General features: G+C 70.4%; 14 protein-coding genes. 7 read left to right on the top strand and 7 right to left on the bottom strand.

Annotation, left to right across the window (positions count from 1 at the left end; translation table 11 throughout):
• Genes ACFX43_RS00405 through ACFX43_RS00395 form a run of 3 tightly spaced genes read right to left on the bottom strand, consistent with a single transcriptional unit; the run spans window position 1 to window position 2,796 of the window.
• Window positions 1–756: an ABC transporter ATP-binding protein gene (locus tag ACFX43_RS00405; protein WP_378815719.1), complete on the bottom strand. Its 756-nt coding sequence runs from the start codon at window positions 754–756 to the stop codon at window positions 1–3.
• Window positions 753–1,721 (bottom strand): ABC transporter substrate-binding protein, encoded by a 969-nt coding sequence (locus ACFX43_RS00400; protein ID WP_378815718.1) that lies wholly within the window; start codon window positions 1,719–1,721, stop codon window positions 753–755. Before ACFX43_RS00400 ends, ACFX43_RS00405 begins: the two co-directional genes overlap by 4 nt.
• A 16-nt stretch (window positions 1,722–1,737) precedes the next feature.
• Window positions 1,738–2,796 (bottom strand): FecCD family ABC transporter permease, encoded by a 1,059-nt coding sequence (locus ACFX43_RS00395; protein WP_378815716.1) that lies wholly within the window; start codon window positions 2,794–2,796, stop codon window positions 1,738–1,740.
• 125 nt (window positions 2,797–2,921) lie between these two features.
• Here ACFX43_RS00395 and ACFX43_RS00390 point away from each other — a divergent pair, with 125 nt between their 5' ends.
• Both ACFX43_RS00390 and ACFX43_RS00385 read left to right on the top strand, forming a co-directional pair.
• Complete coding sequence (locus ACFX43_RS00390) at window positions 2,922–4,154, top strand: geranylgeranyl reductase family protein (protein WP_378815715.1); 1,233 nt, start codon at window positions 2,922–2,924, stop codon at window positions 4,152–4,154.
• A 50-nt stretch (window positions 4,155–4,204) separates the two neighbouring features.
• Window positions 4,205–5,089, top strand: coding sequence for an NUDIX domain-containing protein (locus ACFX43_RS00385; RefSeq protein ID WP_378815713.1), 885 nt, complete (start codon window positions 4,205–4,207; stop codon window positions 5,087–5,089).
• Here the strand turns inward: ACFX43_RS00385 and ACFX43_RS00380 are convergent.
• Together ACFX43_RS00380 and ACFX43_RS00375 are read right to left on the bottom strand one after the other, a co-directional pair.
• The gene (locus tag ACFX43_RS00380) at window positions 5,086–6,045 is read right to left on the bottom strand and encodes an ornithine cyclodeaminase family protein (protein WP_378815711.1); all 960 of its coding nucleotides are present in this window, start codon (window positions 6,043–6,045) and stop codon (window positions 5,086–5,088) included. The genes ACFX43_RS00385 and ACFX43_RS00380 overlap by 4 nt on opposite strands.
• Before the next feature lie 17 nt (window positions 6,046–6,062).
• Complete coding sequence (locus tag ACFX43_RS00375; RefSeq protein WP_378815709.1) at window positions 6,063–7,421, bottom strand: MFS transporter; 1,359 nt, start codon at window positions 7,419–7,421, stop codon at window positions 6,063–6,065.
• 151 nt (window positions 7,422–7,572) lie between these two features.
• On the opposite strand from ACFX43_RS00375, the gene ACFX43_RS00370 reads away from it, so the two are divergent.
• Complete coding sequence (locus ACFX43_RS00370; protein WP_378815707.1) at window positions 7,573–10,371, top strand: FAD-binding and (Fe-S)-binding domain-containing protein; 2,799 nt, start codon at window positions 7,573–7,575, stop codon at window positions 10,369–10,371.
• 39 nt (window positions 10,372–10,410) lie between these two features.
• Here ACFX43_RS00370 and ACFX43_RS00365 read toward each other — a convergent pair whose 3' ends face one another.
• Entirely contained in the window at window positions 10,411–10,782 is a 372-nt protein-coding gene (locus ACFX43_RS00365; RefSeq protein WP_378815705.1) for a DUF4267 domain-containing protein, read from the bottom strand.
• A 256-nt stretch (window positions 10,783–11,038) separates the two neighbouring features.
• Between ACFX43_RS00365 and ACFX43_RS00360 the strand changes: the two genes are divergently transcribed.
• Complete coding sequence (locus ACFX43_RS00360) at window positions 11,039–12,250, top strand: class I SAM-dependent methyltransferase (protein WP_378815703.1); 1,212 nt, start codon at window positions 11,039–11,041, stop codon at window positions 12,248–12,250.
• Between the two features lie 10 nt (window positions 12,251–12,260).
• A complete protein-coding gene (locus ACFX43_RS00355; protein WP_378815701.1) occupies window positions 12,261–13,217 on the top strand; it encodes a hypothetical protein in 957 nt (318 codons plus the stop codon).
• 38 nt (window positions 13,218–13,255) lie between these two features.
• Here the strand turns inward: ACFX43_RS00355 and serC are convergent, their stop codons facing one another.
• Complete coding sequence (gene serC, locus ACFX43_RS00350) at window positions 13,256–14,371, bottom strand: phosphoserine transaminase (protein ID WP_378815700.1); 1,116 nt, start codon at window positions 14,369–14,371, stop codon at window positions 13,256–13,258.
• Between the two features lie 43 nt (window positions 14,372–14,414).
• Between serC and ACFX43_RS00345 the strand changes: the two genes are divergently transcribed.
• Window positions 14,415–14,888, top strand: coding sequence for a GNAT family N-acetyltransferase (locus ACFX43_RS00345; protein ID WP_378815698.1), 474 nt, complete (start codon window positions 14,415–14,417; stop codon window positions 14,886–14,888).
• A 57-nt stretch (window positions 14,889–14,945) separates the two neighbouring features.
• On the top strand, window positions 14,946–15,772 hold an 827-nt coding region (locus tag ACFX43_RS00340), incomplete at its 3' end, for a PhzF family phenazine biosynthesis protein (RefSeq protein ID WP_378815696.1).

The following is a 15,772-nucleotide window of genomic DNA, read 5'->3' as shown; positions in this document are numbered from 1 at the left end:
TCAGGCCGACGGACGGAAGAGGAGGTGGATCTCCTCGCGCAGCTCGAGCCGCTCGATGCCGATGTCGTAGACCGGCTCCAGGATCTCGGGGCGCAGCACCTCGTCGACGGTGCCGCGGGCGGCGACGCGGCGCTGGTCGAGCAGCACCAGGTCGTCGCAGTAGCGGGCCGCCAGGTTGAGGTCGTGGAGCACGACGATGGCCGTCGTCCCTAGTTTCCGCACCAGGGACAGGATCTCGTGCTGGTAGCGGATGTCGAGGTGGTTCGTCGGCTCGTCGAGCAGCAGGTGGGTCGCTTCCTGCGCCAGCGCCCGGGCGATGAGCACCCGCTGCCGCTCGCCCCCGGAGAGGGCGGCGAAGGAGCGCGGACCGAGGTGGGTCCCGCCGACCCGCTCCAGGCACTCCGCCGCGATCGCCAGGTCGTGCTCGCCGGCCCTGGCGAAGGCGGACAGGTGCGGCGTACGTCCCAGCAGGACCATCTCGCCGGCGGTCAGCGTGGTGTCGGTGCCGGACTCCTGGACGACCACGGCCAGGCGCCGGGCGACCTGCTTGGCGGGGAGTCCGGCGAGGTCGTCGCCGTCGATCTCGACGGTGCCGCTTCCCCGGAGGGCGCCGTAGAGCAGCCGGAGCAGGGTCGTCTTGCCGCTCCCGTTCGGGCCGATCAGACCCAGCACCCGGCCCTCGTGGGAGGCGACGTCGACGTGCTCGAGGATCGTCGTGGCGCCGTACGTCCAGGACAGGCCGGCTGCCTCGATCACCGGCCGAACCTGTCGATGATCCGCTCCAGGCCGTCGACGGAGAGGGCTGAGGGCGGCTCGGTGAAGTTGAACAGCTGCGCCATCACATCGCCGTTCCTGACCGCGGTGAGGTCCTCGGCACCGGCGAGCTGGGTGATCGACTCCTCGACCTGCTTCGGGTCGCCGGAGTTGTGGAGCAGGATGATCACGTCGGGGTCGCGCTCGAGGAGATCCTCGGTCGAGACCTCGAAGACGCGCTCGTCGACGTCGGCGAAGACGTCCTCGAACCCGGCCGCCTCCAGCTGCGGGTGGGCCATCGACCTGGTGCCGTAGGCGTAGGTCACGCCGCCGCCGACGGTGGGATAGAGCACTGCCGCCGTACGTCCCTCGCCGACCTTCTCCTTCTCCAGCTTCGTCACGCGTTTGCGCAGGTCAGCGACAGCCTGGGCGGCTTCGTCCTCGCGGTCGAAGACCTTGCCGTAGGCCTCCAGCTGGCTGTAGACGTCGTCGAACCCGGGGTCGTCGACACCCTCGGGGCACATCGCCGGCTCCTCGAGGAGGTCGATGTCGACGGCGTCGAGGGTGTCGCGGGAGAGGTTGTCGACCTCGCCGAGGACCAGGTCGGGCTCCTCGGCGATCACGATCTCCTTGGAGATCTGCAGGTGACCGCTCGTGTCCATCTCGTCGGTGAGCAGCGGGATGTCGTCGAGCTCGTCCTGGGTCGCGGTGTCGTAGTAGTCGGCGGGATAATCGCCGGCCCTGGCCACGACCTGATCCATCACGCCGAGCGCGTGCAGGTAGGGCACCGCCGAGCTCTTCAGCATCACGACGCGCTCCGGTGGAGCGTCGACGGTGACCTCGGCGCCGCAGTTCTCGAGGGTGAGCGGGAAGCCGTCCGCGGTGGCCTCCTCGCCGGCGGCGTCGGCGCCGCACGCGGTGGTCGTGGTCAGCACGAGAGCGGCGGTGGCGAGCATGGGTCGGATCATTTCGGCTCCTTGATGGTCAGACGTCGCGCGCCGAGAAGCGCCGGATGAGGACGATGAGGAACGGGGCGCCCAGGAGCGCGGTGACGATCCCGATCGGGATCTCCTGGGGCTGGAGGAGCACACGGGCGAGCACGTCGGCCCAGACCAGCAGGATCGCGCCCATCAGGGCGGCGGCCGGGATCGCCACGGAGTGGGCGGAGCCGACGGCACGCCGGGCCAGGTGCGGCACGACCAGGCCGACGAAGCCGATGCTGCCGGCGGCCGAGACGACCACCCCCACGGTCAGCGCCACGAGGACCAGCAGCAGGGTGCGGAAGCGGTCGGGGGAGATGCCGAGGGTGTGGGCGGTCTCGTCGCCGATCGCGAGGGCGTCGAGACCACGACCGGACAGGGTCAGCAGGGCGATGGTGGCGAGCACGGCGACGGCCACGACGGCCAGCAGGCCGTTCCACTGGGCCAGGCCGAGCGAGCCGAGCAGCCAGAACATCACCGACCGCGCTCCCTCGGCGGAGCCCGAGGCGAAGATCAGGAAGCTGGTCAGGCCGTAGAGGAGGTAGCCGACCGCGACACCGGAGAGCAGCAGCCGCAGCGAGGTGACCCGGCCGCCGCTGCGGGCGAGCGCGAACACCAGGAACGACGCCGCGAGGGCGCCGAGGAAGGCGGAGCCGGGCAGGGCGTACGCCCCCAGGCCGGTGCCCGCGCCGAAGAGGATCGCCGCGGCGGCGCCGCTGGAGGCGCCGGAGTTGATCCCGAGCAGGTAGGGGTCGGCGAGCATGTTGCGGACCATCGCCTGCAGCGCCATGCCGGTGACGGCCAGGCCTGCTCCGACCAGGGCGCCGAGGAGCACGCGGGGGAGGCGTACCTTCCACACGATCGCCTCCTCGGTGGCCTTCCAGCCGGCCTCGGGCAGGCCGAGGAGGTGGTGGCCGAGGATCTGGGCGACGGTCCCCGGGGTGACGTACGCAGCACCCAGCCCGACCGCCACGACGACCGTCAAGGCGGCGGCTGCGAGGAGGCCCAGGAGCCAGATGACGGCGCGCCGGCGGCGGCGACGTACGCCGAGAGGGTCGTGCACGTGGGGGCCTTCCGAGACTGCTTCGGGTTAATGCGAAGAACTTGCAATAAGTTAGCAGAGGCTCGCTTCGGCCGGAGGTGAGGGTTCTTTCGCGGGCCGTTGGCCGGTTCTGGGAAGATATGCGCATGACCTCGTCCCTTCCGCAGTCAGCTGACGTGCTCGTCGTGGGGGCAGGGCCCGCGGGCTCGGCCGCGGCGGCCTGGCTGGCGCGCGCCGGGGTCGATGTCCTGTTGACCGACGCGGCCGTCTTCCCGCGTGACAAGACCTGCGGTGACGGGCTGACTCCGCGCGCGACCCACGAGCTGGTCCGGCTCGGGCTGGAGGACTGGCTGCGTGCGCACCCGGTCTCGAAGGGCTTGCGGGCGCACGGCTTCGGGCAGACGCTGCACCTGCCGTGGCCGGGCGGAACCTTGCCGTCGTGGGGTTCGGCGGTGCCGCGGACCGAGCTCGACGATCACCTCCGCACGGTGGCGATCAAGTCCGGCGCGACCGCTGTCGACGGCGTCCGCGCGGTAGACGTGCGCTGGGACGGCGAGCGGATCGCCGCCGTGCTTTTCGAGGGCGGCCACGAGGTCGCCTGCCGGTCGGTCGTGGTCGCCGACGGCGTGCGCTCGCCGCTCGGCAAGGTGCTGGGCCGCGAGTGGCACCGCGACACCGTCTACGGCGTCGCCGGGCGGGCCTACATCGCCTCCGATCAGGCCGACGACGAATGGATCTCCTCCCACCTCGAGCTGCGTGACGAGTCCGGTGAGGCGCTGCCGGGATACGGCTGGATCTTCCCGCTCGGGTCGGGCGAGGTGAACATCGGTGCGGGTGCGCTGGCCACCTCGAAGAGGCCCGCGGACGTCGCGATCAAGCCATTGATGAGGCACTACACCGAGCAGTGCCGCGAGCAGTTCGGGCTCACCGGCGAGCTGCGGGCGGAGAAGTCCGCGCTGCTGCCGATGGGTGGTGCGGTCTCCGGTGTCGCCGGCCCCAACTGGGCGCTGATCGGCGATGCTGCCGGGTGCGTGAATCCCCTCAACGGTGAAGGGATCGACTACGGCCTGGAGACCGGACGGATGGTCGCCGACGCGCTGATTGCGGGCGAGGATCTGGCCACCGCCTGGCCGGCAACCTTGCGCGAGCACTACGGTGAGGCGTTCTCCATCGCCCGCCGTCTGGCCGGGATCGCGACCCGTCCGCGCCTGGTATCCACCCTCGGACCCGCGGGAATGCGCTCCGACTGGCTGATGACGCTGGCCCTGCGGTGGATGGGCAACCTGGTCACCGACGACGACCGCGACCGTGCCGCCAAGGTGTGGCGCTGGGCCGGTCGCCGCTCGTTGGCTCTCGACTCCCGACCCCCGTTCAGCTGATGGCGACGCGGAATCGGGGCCGCAGTGGGCGGCGACGCAAGCTTCCGAAGGTGCAGCGAGTGGGGGCGTACGCCGTCATCATCCGGGCGGGCGCGGCGTCCGAGCCGGAGATCCTGCTCAGCCGGCTCTCGGAGAAGGTCACGCCGGAGGAGCGGTGGACGCTGCCTGGCGGCGGGATCGACCACGGCGAGGACCCCCGCGACGCGGTCGTGCGCGAGGTCTACGAAGAGGCCGGGGTGCCGGTCGAGGTCGGCGTCGAGGCGCGGGTCTACTCGGTGCATCAGGCCAAGGCCTGGCGGCTGGGCCGACGGGTCAACTCCCACGCGATCCGGATCGTCTACGACGGCTGGGTGCCCCACGACGCTCCCGAGCCGCAGACCATGGAGGTCGACGGGTCAACCGCGGAGGCGGCCTGGCTGCCCCTGGCCGCGGTGACGAGCGGCGAGATCCCGACGTCTCCGCTGGTCACCGATGCCCTCGACATGCACAAGCCGACGCGCAACCAGCGGCTGGCTGCCTACGCCTTCATCACCCGGCCCTCTGATGGTGCGATCCTGCTCACCCGGATCTCGTCGCGTGGGTACCACTCGGGTTCGTGGACGCTCCCGGGCGGTGGGCTCGACTTCGGCGAGCACCCGCGCGAGGCGCTCATGCGGGAGGTGACCGAGGAGTGCGGCCTCGCCTGCGAGGTCGGTGAGCTGCTCGACGTCCACGACGTCAACATCGTCGGCACCGCGCCCAACGGCCGCCACGAGGAGTTCCACGGCGTCCATCTCATCTTCTCCGCGACCGTCCCCGACGGCGCCAGCCCCACGGTGGTCGAGCAGAACGGCACCACCGACGACGTACGTTGGGTGTCCCGTGACGAGCTGGCGAGTCTGCCGCTCCTCGATGTGGTCACCGCCGCTCTCGACGCCGAAAAGGCAGCGAGCTAGCCGAGATCGGCTCGGCTGCCGGCGTCTCGCTCCTCGGCGGCGGCCAGGATGACGGCGGCTGCCGCGGCGTCCTGGACGCCGACGCCTACCGACAGGTAGGTGAGGACGTCCGCCGGGCTGCGGTCGAGGGCGGCGTTGCCGGTCAGGAGCGAGCCCAGGTCGGTGATGCGGTCCGGGTCGACCGAGCCCGAGGCCACCGCCTCGACGACGGGGCCGGAGTCGGTCAGTGCCGAGGGGCGGTAGTCGACGACGACCGTGGAGCGTGACAGCAGCGACGGCGGGAGCTCGACGCGGTCGGGGGCGAAAGAGCCGACGCTGGCGACGGTGGTGCCGTCGGTGACCCAGGCGTCCTCGATCACCGGGGTGAGGGACGAGGTGCAGAGGACGACGATGTCGGTGGTGCGTACGGCCTCTTCCAGATCTGCCCTCACCGTGGCGCCGTGCTCGGCGGCGATCTCGCTGGCGGCGGCCGGGTTCCGGCCGAAGACCCAGAGGTCGGCGGAGGGATGCGTGACGGCGAAGGCGTCGAGGTGTGCCCGGGCCTGGGCGCCGGTGCCGACGACGAGCACGTTCCGGGCGTCGGGAGCGACCTGCTGCATGGCGAGGGTGGTCGCGGCCGAGGTGCGCAGGCCGGTGACGCTGTCACCGTTGATGATCGCGCGCGGTGCGCCGGTCTCGGCGTCGAGGACCGTGATGACCGAGTGCACGGCCCCCAGACCGCGGGCGGCGTTGGCCGGGTTGACGCTGCCGAACTTGCTCACCGCAGGGCCGTCGGGAGCGATCCGGGAGGAGTAGCAGAACGAGACCGACTCGTCCGGTCCAGGCACGAGGAGCCGGGGAGGCTGGACGGCCTCCCCGGCTCCCAGCCGCGTGAACGCCTCGCGCTGGGACTCCAGCGCGAGGCGGGGGGTGAAGATGCTGCGTACGTCGGTGGCGGAGAGGATCCTGACGGTCACCCCGCCACGCTAGTCCCTCAGACGGTGGCCTTCTCCGGGGTCTCCTCGAGCGTCACGTCCTTGGTCTCCTTGCCGATCAGCAGCGAGATCAGGGTGATCACGGCCATCACGGAGAGGTAGACGCCGACCAGGGCCGGGGAGCCGTCGGCCTGCTTCCACAGCGCGACAGCGATGAACGGCGCGACCGCGGCGCCCAGGATCGAGGCGACGTTGTAGGAGATGCCGGAGCCGGTGTAGCGCACGCTGGTCGGGAACAGCTCCGGCAGCAGTGCACCCATCGGGCCGAAGGTGAGGCCCATCAGCGAGAAGCCGAGGACGAGCCAGAGGAGCACGCCGACGGTGCCGGCGTTGACCAGCGGCACCCAGGCCAGGCCGAAGACGATGATCCCGAGGGTGACCGCGATCAGCAGCCGGCGGCGGCCGAAGCGCTCCGCCAGCGGCCCGGAGACCATGGTGAAGATGCCGAAGAAGATCACGCCGAAGATCAGCATCAGCACGAACGTCGTGTAGCCGTAGCCCAGGCCGGGCACGGGAAGGTCCTTGGCGGCGGTGCCGAACGACAGCGAGAACGCGGTCATCAGGTAGAAGAGCACGTACGTCGCCAGCATGAAGAAGGTGCCGAGGACCAGCTGCTTGCCCTGGTTGCGCACGACCGAGGCGAGCGGGACCTTGCGGACCAGACCGGCGTCCTGGCTCTTGGTGAACACGTCGCTCTCGACCAGGCGCAGCCGGACCCACAGGCCGACGATGACCATGACCGCGGAGAAGAGGAACGGCACCCGCCAGCCCCACGCCAGGAAGGCGTCGGAGGGCTTGGTCGGGTCGGCGCCCTCGGCGGAGAGCAGCGCCGCGATCGCCAGGAACAGGCCGTTGGAGAGGATGAAGCCCAGCGGCGCGCCGAGCTGCGGGAACGTACCGAAGATCGCGCGCTTGCCCTCGGGGGCGTTCTCGGTCGCGACCAGCGCGGCACCGCTCCACTCGCCGCCGAGCGCGAAGCCCTGGGCCAGGCGCATCAGCACGAGCAGCGCGGTGGCGACCCAGCCGACGGTCTCGTACGTCGGGAGCGCACCGATCAGGAAGGTCGCGATGCCCATGGTGAGCAGCGAGATGACCAGGGTCGTCTTGCGGCCGAGGCGGTCGCCGAGGTGGCCGAAGAAGATCGCGCCCACCGGGCGGGCGACCATCGCGGCGCCGAAGACCGCGAAGCTCGCCAGGAGCGCGGTGGTCGGGTCGCCGGCCGGGAAGAAGAGGGCGGGGAAGACGAGGACGGCTGCGGTCGCGTACGCGTAGAAGTCGTAGAACTCGATCGTCGTCCCGATGAGGCTGGCGACGAGCACGCGCGAGCGCGGGTTGGCCGGTGCGGGGGTGGCGGACATGGTCTCTCTCCGAGGTCTGGAAGTGCCCGCGCTCTCGCGGGCCGTCCCATTATATGAGAGTCCCATATCGCTCACTGAGACGGGTTCGAGTTGTGGTCGTCGACGGTGGGCGCTGGCCGGTGACCGTGTCGAGGTCTGTGACAATGAGCGGGTGAATGCGACTGCCTCGGATCTGGCGAATGAGCTGCGCAACCAGGGGATCAGCCGGGTCGACGACTCGCCGCTGGCCCGGGCGCTCTACTCCAGCGACGCGAGCCTCTACCGGGTCGTGCCCTCCGTCGTCGTACGGCCGCAGTCCCGCGACGAGCTGCTCGCGGTGCACGCGGTGTCCCGTTCGACCGGGACGCCGGTGACGATGCGAGGTGCGGGCACCTCGATCGCCGGTAACGCCGTGGGGTCCGGGATCGTCGTGGACACGCGCGACCTGCGGACCATCTACGAGATCGACCCGGAGGCGCGGACCGCGCGGATCGACCCGGGCGTCGTGCACGCCGACCTGCAGCGGGCGGCGGCCCCGCACGGGCTGCGGTTCGGACCCGACCCGTCCACCCACACCCGCTGCACCATCGGCGGGATGATCGGCAACAACGCCTGCGGCAACCGTGCGCTGGGCTACGGCCGCACCGTCGACAACATCGAGGCGCTGACCGTGCTCTTCGGCAACGGTGAGCAGGCGGTCTACGCGGACGGCGTCTCGTCGGGGGCGACGGCCGAGCGGCTCCAGGCGCTCGTCGGCGCCAACCTCGGTCACGTGCGGACCGAGTTCGGCCGGTTCGGGCGCCAGGTCTCGGGCTACTCGCTCGAGCACCTGCTGCCCGAGAAGGGCGGTCGGGTCGACCGGTTCCTGGCCGGCACCGAGGGCACCCTGGCGACCATCCTGGAGACGACCGTGCGGCTCGTCGAGGACTCGCCCGGTCGGCTGCTGCTGGTGCTCGGCTACCCGACGATGGCGGAGGCCGCCGACGCGGTGCCTGCGCTCCTGCAGGTGGCACCGGGGCGGCTGATCGCGTGCGAGGGGATGGACGCCCGGATCGCCGACCTGGTGCGCGCCAAGGGCCGCTCGGTGCCGGACCTGCCCAAGGGTGCCGGCTGGCTCATGGTCGAGGTCGCCGGACAGGACGCTCCTGACCTGGTGAAACGTATCGCGGCGGAGTCGGGCGCGCTCGAATCGCGAGTAGTCGTCGATCCCCTCGAGGCGGCCGCGCTGTGGCGGATCCGCGAGGACGGTGCCGGGCTGGCCGGGGTCTCGCTGCCCACGCCGGCCCACTCCGGCTGGGAGGACGCCGCGGTCCCGCCGGAGCACCTCGGTGCCTGGCTGCGCGACTTCGAGGGAATCCTTTCGGACTTCGGTCTGCACGGATATCCCTACGGCCACTTCGGCGACGGCTGCATCCACTGCCGCATCGACTTCCCGTTCGCACCGGACGCGCCGGAGTCGGCCCAGGTGTTCCGCGAGTTCATGACCGCGTGCGCGACGCAGCTGGTGACCTACGGCGGCTCGCTGTCGGGCGAGCACGGTGACGGGCGGGTGCGCTCGGAGCTGTTGCCCATCATGTACGACTCCACCTCCATCGATCTCTTCGAACAGGTCAAGGGCATCTGTGACCCCTCCGAGCTGCTCAACCCGGGCAACATCGTGCGGCCCGCGTCGATCACCGACGACCTGCGTCCGGTGCGACCCCGTGCCCTTCCCCGGACCGGCCTGCGGCTGATCCACGACTCCGGTGACCTGGGCGCTGCCGTGCACCGCTGCACCGGCGTCGGCAAGTGCGTGGCCCCGAAGACCGCCGGAGTGATGTGCCCCTCCTACCTCGCCACGCGCGAGGAGAAGGATGCGACCCGTGGACGCGCGCGGGTGCTCCAGGAGGCGCTCGACGGGTCGCTCGTCGGTGGCCTCGGCGACCCCGCGGTGAGCGAGGCGCTCGACCTGTGCCTGGCCTGCAAGGGATGTGCTTCCGACTGCCCCACGGGCATCGACATGGCGACGTACAAGTCCGAGGCGCTCTACCAGAAGCACGACGTCCTCGGGGAGCGGCGGCCGCGCTCGCACGCTCTTCTCGGGCAGTTGCCGAAGTGGGCGCGGCTCGCGGCGCCGTTCACCGGCATGGCCAACGCGTCGCTGAAGATCTCGCCGCTGGCCAAGATCGCCAAGAAGACCGCCGGCATCGACCAGCGGCGCTCGATCCCCGCCTTCGCGCCGAAGACGCTGAAGCGGTCGGCGCCGACCGCCAGGCTCCCCGAGACCCCGGACGTGTGGATCTGGGCCGACTCCTTCACCGACCACTTCTTCGCCCAGTCCGGCCACGGCGCGATCGCGTGGCTCGAGTCGCAGGGCCTGACCGTCCGGGTGATCGGCGAGAAGGCCTGCTGCGGGCTCACCTGGATCACCACCGGCCAGCTCGACGACGCCCGGAAGATCATGGAGAAGACGGTTCGTACGCTGGCCCCCTATGTCGCCTCCGGCGTCCCCGTGGTCGGCCTGGAGCCGTCGTGCACCGCGACGCTGCGGTCGGACTCGGTGGAGCTCTCTGCGCTGCCCGAGGCCGAGGTCGTACGTGACGGGATGCTCACCTTCGCCGAGCTGGTGAAGCGGCTGGTGGGCGAGGGGCGGGCGACGCTGCCCGACCTGACCGGCGTCGAGGTCGTCGCCCAACCGCACTGCCACCAGCACGCCGTCCTGGGCTGGGTCGACGACGAGGCGCTGCTGACCCAGGCCGGCGCGAAGGTCACCCGGGTCTCCGGCTGCTGCGGCCTGGCCGGCAACTTCGGGGTCGAGGAGGGGCACTACGAGGTGTCGGTCGCGGTCGCGGAGACCCACCTGCTCCCGGCTGTCCGCTCACACCCCGACGCCGTCATCCTGGCCGACGGGATGTCGTGCCGCGTCCAGCTCGACGATCTTGCCTCGGTGCCCACGATGCACCTTGCCGAGCTCTTCGCCTCACGGGTCTGAGGCCCGGCTGGATCAATCCGGCTGATCAATCCGGCTGGATCAACCCAGCCAGAGCAGCGCCACGGCGATGAGCATCATCGCCGCGGTGAGTCCGTGGACCCCGAAGGCGCGCGCCTTGCTCCCTCGGTTGCCGAGGATCACGAGCATGTCGCCGACCGGGATCATGGCCTCGACGAGGACCACCCAGGGCACGGCGTCGGGTTCCACGAAGATCAGCGGGATCAGGACGAGGCCGCTGGCGATGTCGCGTACGCCCTTGAGCTGCCACCAGGCGCGGGCCTCGGCGGCGGGCAGGACCGGCAGGCCGAAGCCGGCTGCGTTGGCCTCGTTCCTCAGTAGGTACATCACGCCGATGTAGATGATCCCGAGGGCGACGATCCAGATCAGGACCATTCCGATGGTGTACAGCATCTCCGCTCCTATGGTTATCTGTGCAAGATTTTCTAGCAATGCTAGATCATGGAACCAGTGACGTCTAGCGCTGCTAGATTTTTGCTTCGGAGGCTCGGGTCATCGGGCTGCTCGCCGCGTGAGACGGCTGCGGCGATGGGTGTTGGCGCCCCGGCCGCGCCTAGACTGAAGCGGTGAACCCGCGTTACCGCCGAATGATCATTCCCGGCGCGCTGGTCGCCCTTCTGCTGGTGGTCGTCATTGCTGGGGTGCTGAGTTGAGCAGGGAGTCCGAACCGCTGCTGCGGGCGCTGAACCGGATGCGTTCGGTGATCCTCGATCCCGACCAGCTGGTCAAGGCGGTCGCGTCCGGCAAGCAGCGTGGCAGCGCACCGAAATGGCGTCGCGCCGAGATCCGCTACGTCGACCTGAAGGCCGGCCGACACCTGCAGATCACGACGTACGACGCGACCCAGGCGTTCACCGCGAACCACCCCGTGGGTGACCCGGCCGCGCTGGACGATCTGCTCGACGTACCGTTCGCCAACTGGGTCGTGACGACGGCGACCGAGCAGACCCAGATCCAGGCCAAGTCGCCGACGACGGCACTCGTCTCGACCACGGAGCTGACGGCTCCGGTCGAGGCAGAACGCGGCCATGACCAGGCAAAAGAGCGACTGCTGCCGGAGTCCGACCCGGTCTTCCGGGTGCTCGGTCTCTCGGACAAGGACGGGAAGCTGAAGCCGTCGCGCCAGGCGAAGTACCGCCAGGTCGAGGAGTTCCTGCGCCAGCTCGACGCCGCCCTGACCGACGCGATGAAGTCCGGCAAGGTCCGCACGCCCACCGCCGAGGAGCCGCTGCGGATCATCGATCTGGGCGCCGGCAACGGCTACCTGACCTTCGCCGCCCAGCGCTACCTCACCGAGGTTCGCGAGCTGCCCGTCGTCGTCACCGGCGTCGACGTCAAGGAGCAGTCGCGGGAGCACAACTCGAAGATCGCTGACGAGCTGGGAGTGCACGCCGAGTTCGTGGCCGGGACGATCGAGGGCGTACAGCTCGACGAGAAGCCCGACGTGGTGCTCGCTCTGCACGCCTGCGACACCGCCACCGACGATGCCCTCGCCCGCGCGATCGAGTGGGAGGCGCCGCTGGTGCTGGCCGCGCCGTGCTGTCATCACGACATCGCCGCCCAGCTGCGCAAGGCCCCGACTCCGGCGCCCTACTCCATGCTCACCCGTCACGGCATCCTCCGCGAGCGCTTCGCCGACACGCTGACCGACGCTCTGCGCGCGAGCCTGCTGCGCCTGTCCGGCTACCGCGTCGAGGTCGTGCAGTTCGTGGAGAGCCAGCACACCCCGCGCAACACCATGCTCCGCGCGATCCGCACCGGCTCGCCGGTCAAGGGCGGCTCGGTGAAGAAGGAGTACGACGAGCTCGTGGCCGAGTGGGGCGTACGTCCGAAGCTCGGCGAGCTGCTCGCGGAGCGATGAGATCCGAGCGATGAAGGCGGTCGTCGCTGCGGGCGCACTCGGGCTGGTGCTGATCTCGGCCGTGCCCGCGAGCGCCGCGGGCGACGACGTGCTCTTCGCCTTCTCCGACCCGACGATCAGCGAGGCCAGCGCGTTGACGCCGCTCGGCAAGGGTCTGTACGCCACCACCAACGACTCCGGGGACAGCGGACGCGTCTTCACCGTCGACTCACGCGGTGACACGGTCGGGGTGACCCACTGGGCCGCCGACCCGGTCGACGTCGAAGGTCTTGCCCCCGCCGGCGGCAACCACGTCTGGGTCGGCGACATCGGCGACAACAACAGCGTCTGGGACTCGATCAGGATCGCGAAGGTACGCGTCGGGCGGGGTGAGCGCACGGTCTCGCCGACCGTCTACGAGCTCGTCTATCCCGACGGGCCGCACAACGCCGAGTCCCTGCTGGCCCACCCCGACGGCCGCGTCTTCGTCGCCACGAAGGACTGGGGAGGCGGGCGGCTCTACGCCGTCCCGAAGCGCCTCGACCCCGACGGCCCGAACCGGTTGAAGGAGATCGCCCCGGTCATCCCGATGGCCACCGACGGCGCCTTCTTCCCCGACGGCAAGCACGTGGTTGTACGCGGCTACTACTCCGCCACGATCTACGACTGGCCATCGATGGACCGGGTGGGCTCCTTCCGGACCCCCGACCAGGAGCAGGGCGAGGCCATCGGCGTCACCTCGAAGGACGAGGTCGTCGTGACCAGCGAAGGCATCCGCGCCGAGGTGATCAGGGTCGACCCCGAGCTGGTGGGTGAGGTGCTCGGCGACGAGCCGTCCCCGACCGCCGACCCGACCCCGGACACAGACGAGCCGGCGACTGAGGATGGCGGCGGCGACAAGGGTGGCGACGACGGCGGTTCCGCCGGCCCGATCGCCCTGGTGGCGCTCGCTGTCGCTGCGTACTTCATCTTCCGCAAGCGCACCTGACGCCGAGTCGGCTCGTCATGACGAGCCGACTCGGCGAATCAGAGGCGGTCGACGACCCAGTCGATGCAGGCGGTGAGGGCCTCGATGTCGGCGGCGTCGACGGAGGGGTACATCGCGATCCGGAGCTGGTTGGTGCCGATGCCGCGGTAGGCGTCGAGGTCGACGACGCCGTTCTCGGCGAGCACGCGGCGCAGCTCGTCCTTGTCGATGCCGGCGTCGAGCTCGACGGTGCCGACCACGAGGGAGCGGTGGGTGGGGTCCTCGACGAACGGCCGGACGTACGGAGCCTTCTCTGCCCATGCGTAGAGCGCGTCGGATGAGGCGGTGGTCCGGGCGACCATCGCGTCCAGTCCGCCGGAGGAGTTCATCCAGTCGAGCTGCTCGGCCATCAGGAAGAGCGTCGCGACGGCCGGGGTGTTGACGGTCTGCGCGCTGCGGGACTGCTTGATCGCCTCGGTCAGCGAGAAGAACGACGGGATGTGCCGGCCGCTCGCCGCGATCTCCTCGGCCCGCGCGATCGCCGCGGGAGAGAGCAGGGTCAGCCACAGCCCGCCGTCGGAGGCGAACGACTTCTGCGGCGCGAAGTAGTAGACGTCGCTCTGGGTCACCTCGAGCGGCAGCCCACCGGCGGCCGAGGTCGCGTCGACGATGGTGAGCTGGTCCGCCCCCGCGCCGGCCGGACGCACGACCGGAGCCATCACGCCCGTCGAGGTCTCGTTATGTGTCCAGGCGTAGACATCGACGTCGTACTCGTACGCCGGCGCGGCCAGCGACCCGGGGTCGGCCGAGATCACCGACGGATCGGCCAGCCACGGCGCCGCCTTGGCCGCGGAGAGGAACTTCTTGCCGAACGCCCCGAAGACGGCGTGCTGGCTGCGCTCGCGCACCAGGGCGTACGTCACCAGGTCGAAGAACGCCACCGAGCCACCGTTGCCGATGACGACCTCGTAGCCCTCCGGCAGCAAGAACAGGTCGGCCAGCCCCGTCTGCACGCGGCGGACGAGATCCTTCACCGGCTGCTGCCGGTGAGAGGTCCCCATCACCGACACCCCGGTCGCGGCGAGCGCCTCCAGACGGCCGGTGGGCACCTTGGACGGCCCGGACCCGAAACGTCCGTCGGCGGGCAGGAGGTCGGTGGGGATCTGCAGCGTCATAAACCCATTCTCGCAAGTTGCGGGCATCGGCCAGAATACCGACGTGTCTGTTGAGATTCGCCGGGTCGCGTACGACCACCCCGATGCTCAGAAGCTGGTCGACCGGGTCCAGGAGTTCTACGTCGAACGCTACGGCGAACCCGACTACGACCCGACCGTGCCGGAGATGTTCGAGCCGCCCGCGGGCGCGTACTTCCTGGGCTACCTCGACGACGTCCCGGTTGCCTCCGGCGCCTGGCGACGCTCCGGCGAGCCCGCCCTCGGGACCGTGGTGACTGCCGAGATCAAACGGATGTACGTCGTGCCCGAGGCCCAGGGCCGGGGCCTCGCCAAGCGGATGCTCTCCCACGTCGAAGCTTCGGCACGTGATGCCGGCTTCGAGGTGATGATTCTCACCACCGGTGGCCTCCAGCACGAGGCCATCGGGCTCTACGAGGCGCATGGCTACACCCATGTCGAGCCGTTCGGCTTCTACAAGGACGACGAGCTCGTCCGCTGCATGGCCAAGAGGATCTGATCCAGCCGAACGAAAATTCGTTTCGCCGAGGCACACGTGCGGATGGATGATCACGGCATGACCGAGATCCTGCACTACTCTGCATTCACCACCAGCCCGAGCGGCGGCAACGGAGCCGGCGTCATCCTCGACGCATCCGCCCTCGACGACGAGCAGATGCTGAGGATCGCCGCCGAGCTCGGGTACTCGGAGTCCGCCTTCCTGACCCCCGGACCGAGCCCGGACGACACCCGGTCATTCACGCTGCGCTTCTTCAGCCCCAAGGCGGAGGTGGGCTTCTGCGGTCATGCCACGGTGGCTACCGCAGTGGCCCTCGGCGAGCATGTCGGCGTGGGCGACTTCGGCTTCCACACCGCAGCCGGCCATGTGCCTGTCACGGTACGCACCGACGACGGCGTCCTGAAGGCCACTCTCACCAGCGTCGAGCCCCGGGTCGATGACGTGGACCCGGCAGATGTCGCGGAGGCTCTTGCGGCGCTCGGTTGGCGGGAGGACGAGCTCGACACCGAGCTGCCGCCCAGGATCGCCTTCGCGGGCGTACGTCACCTGGTGCTGGCGGCCGCCACCCGCGAGCGTCTGGCGGAGCTGGACTACGACTTCGACCGGCTGCTCCGGTTGACGGAGCGGCTCGATCTGGCGACGGTGCAGCTGGTGTGGCGGGAGTCGCCGACCGTGTTCCACGTCCGCGACCCGTTCCCGGTGGGCGGCGTGGTGGAGGATGCCGCGACCGGAGCCGCGGCCGCAGCCTTCGGCGCCTACGCCCGGGAGCTGGCCCTGGTCCCGGAGGAGGCGAGGCTCACCCTCCACCAGGGGCACGACATGGGCCGCCCGTCGCTGCTGGAGGTCGACCTGCGCGCCGGTGACCCGCGGGTGCGGGTCACCGG

The sequence above is a fragment of the Nocardioides sp. YIM B13467 genome (assembly GCF_042788075.1).
GTDB lineage: Bacteria > Actinomycetota > Actinomycetes > Propionibacteriales > Nocardioidaceae > Nocardioides.
The sequence above is the reverse complement of the archived record's forward strand: the minus strand, read 5'-3'. Positions and strand labels throughout refer to the sequence as shown.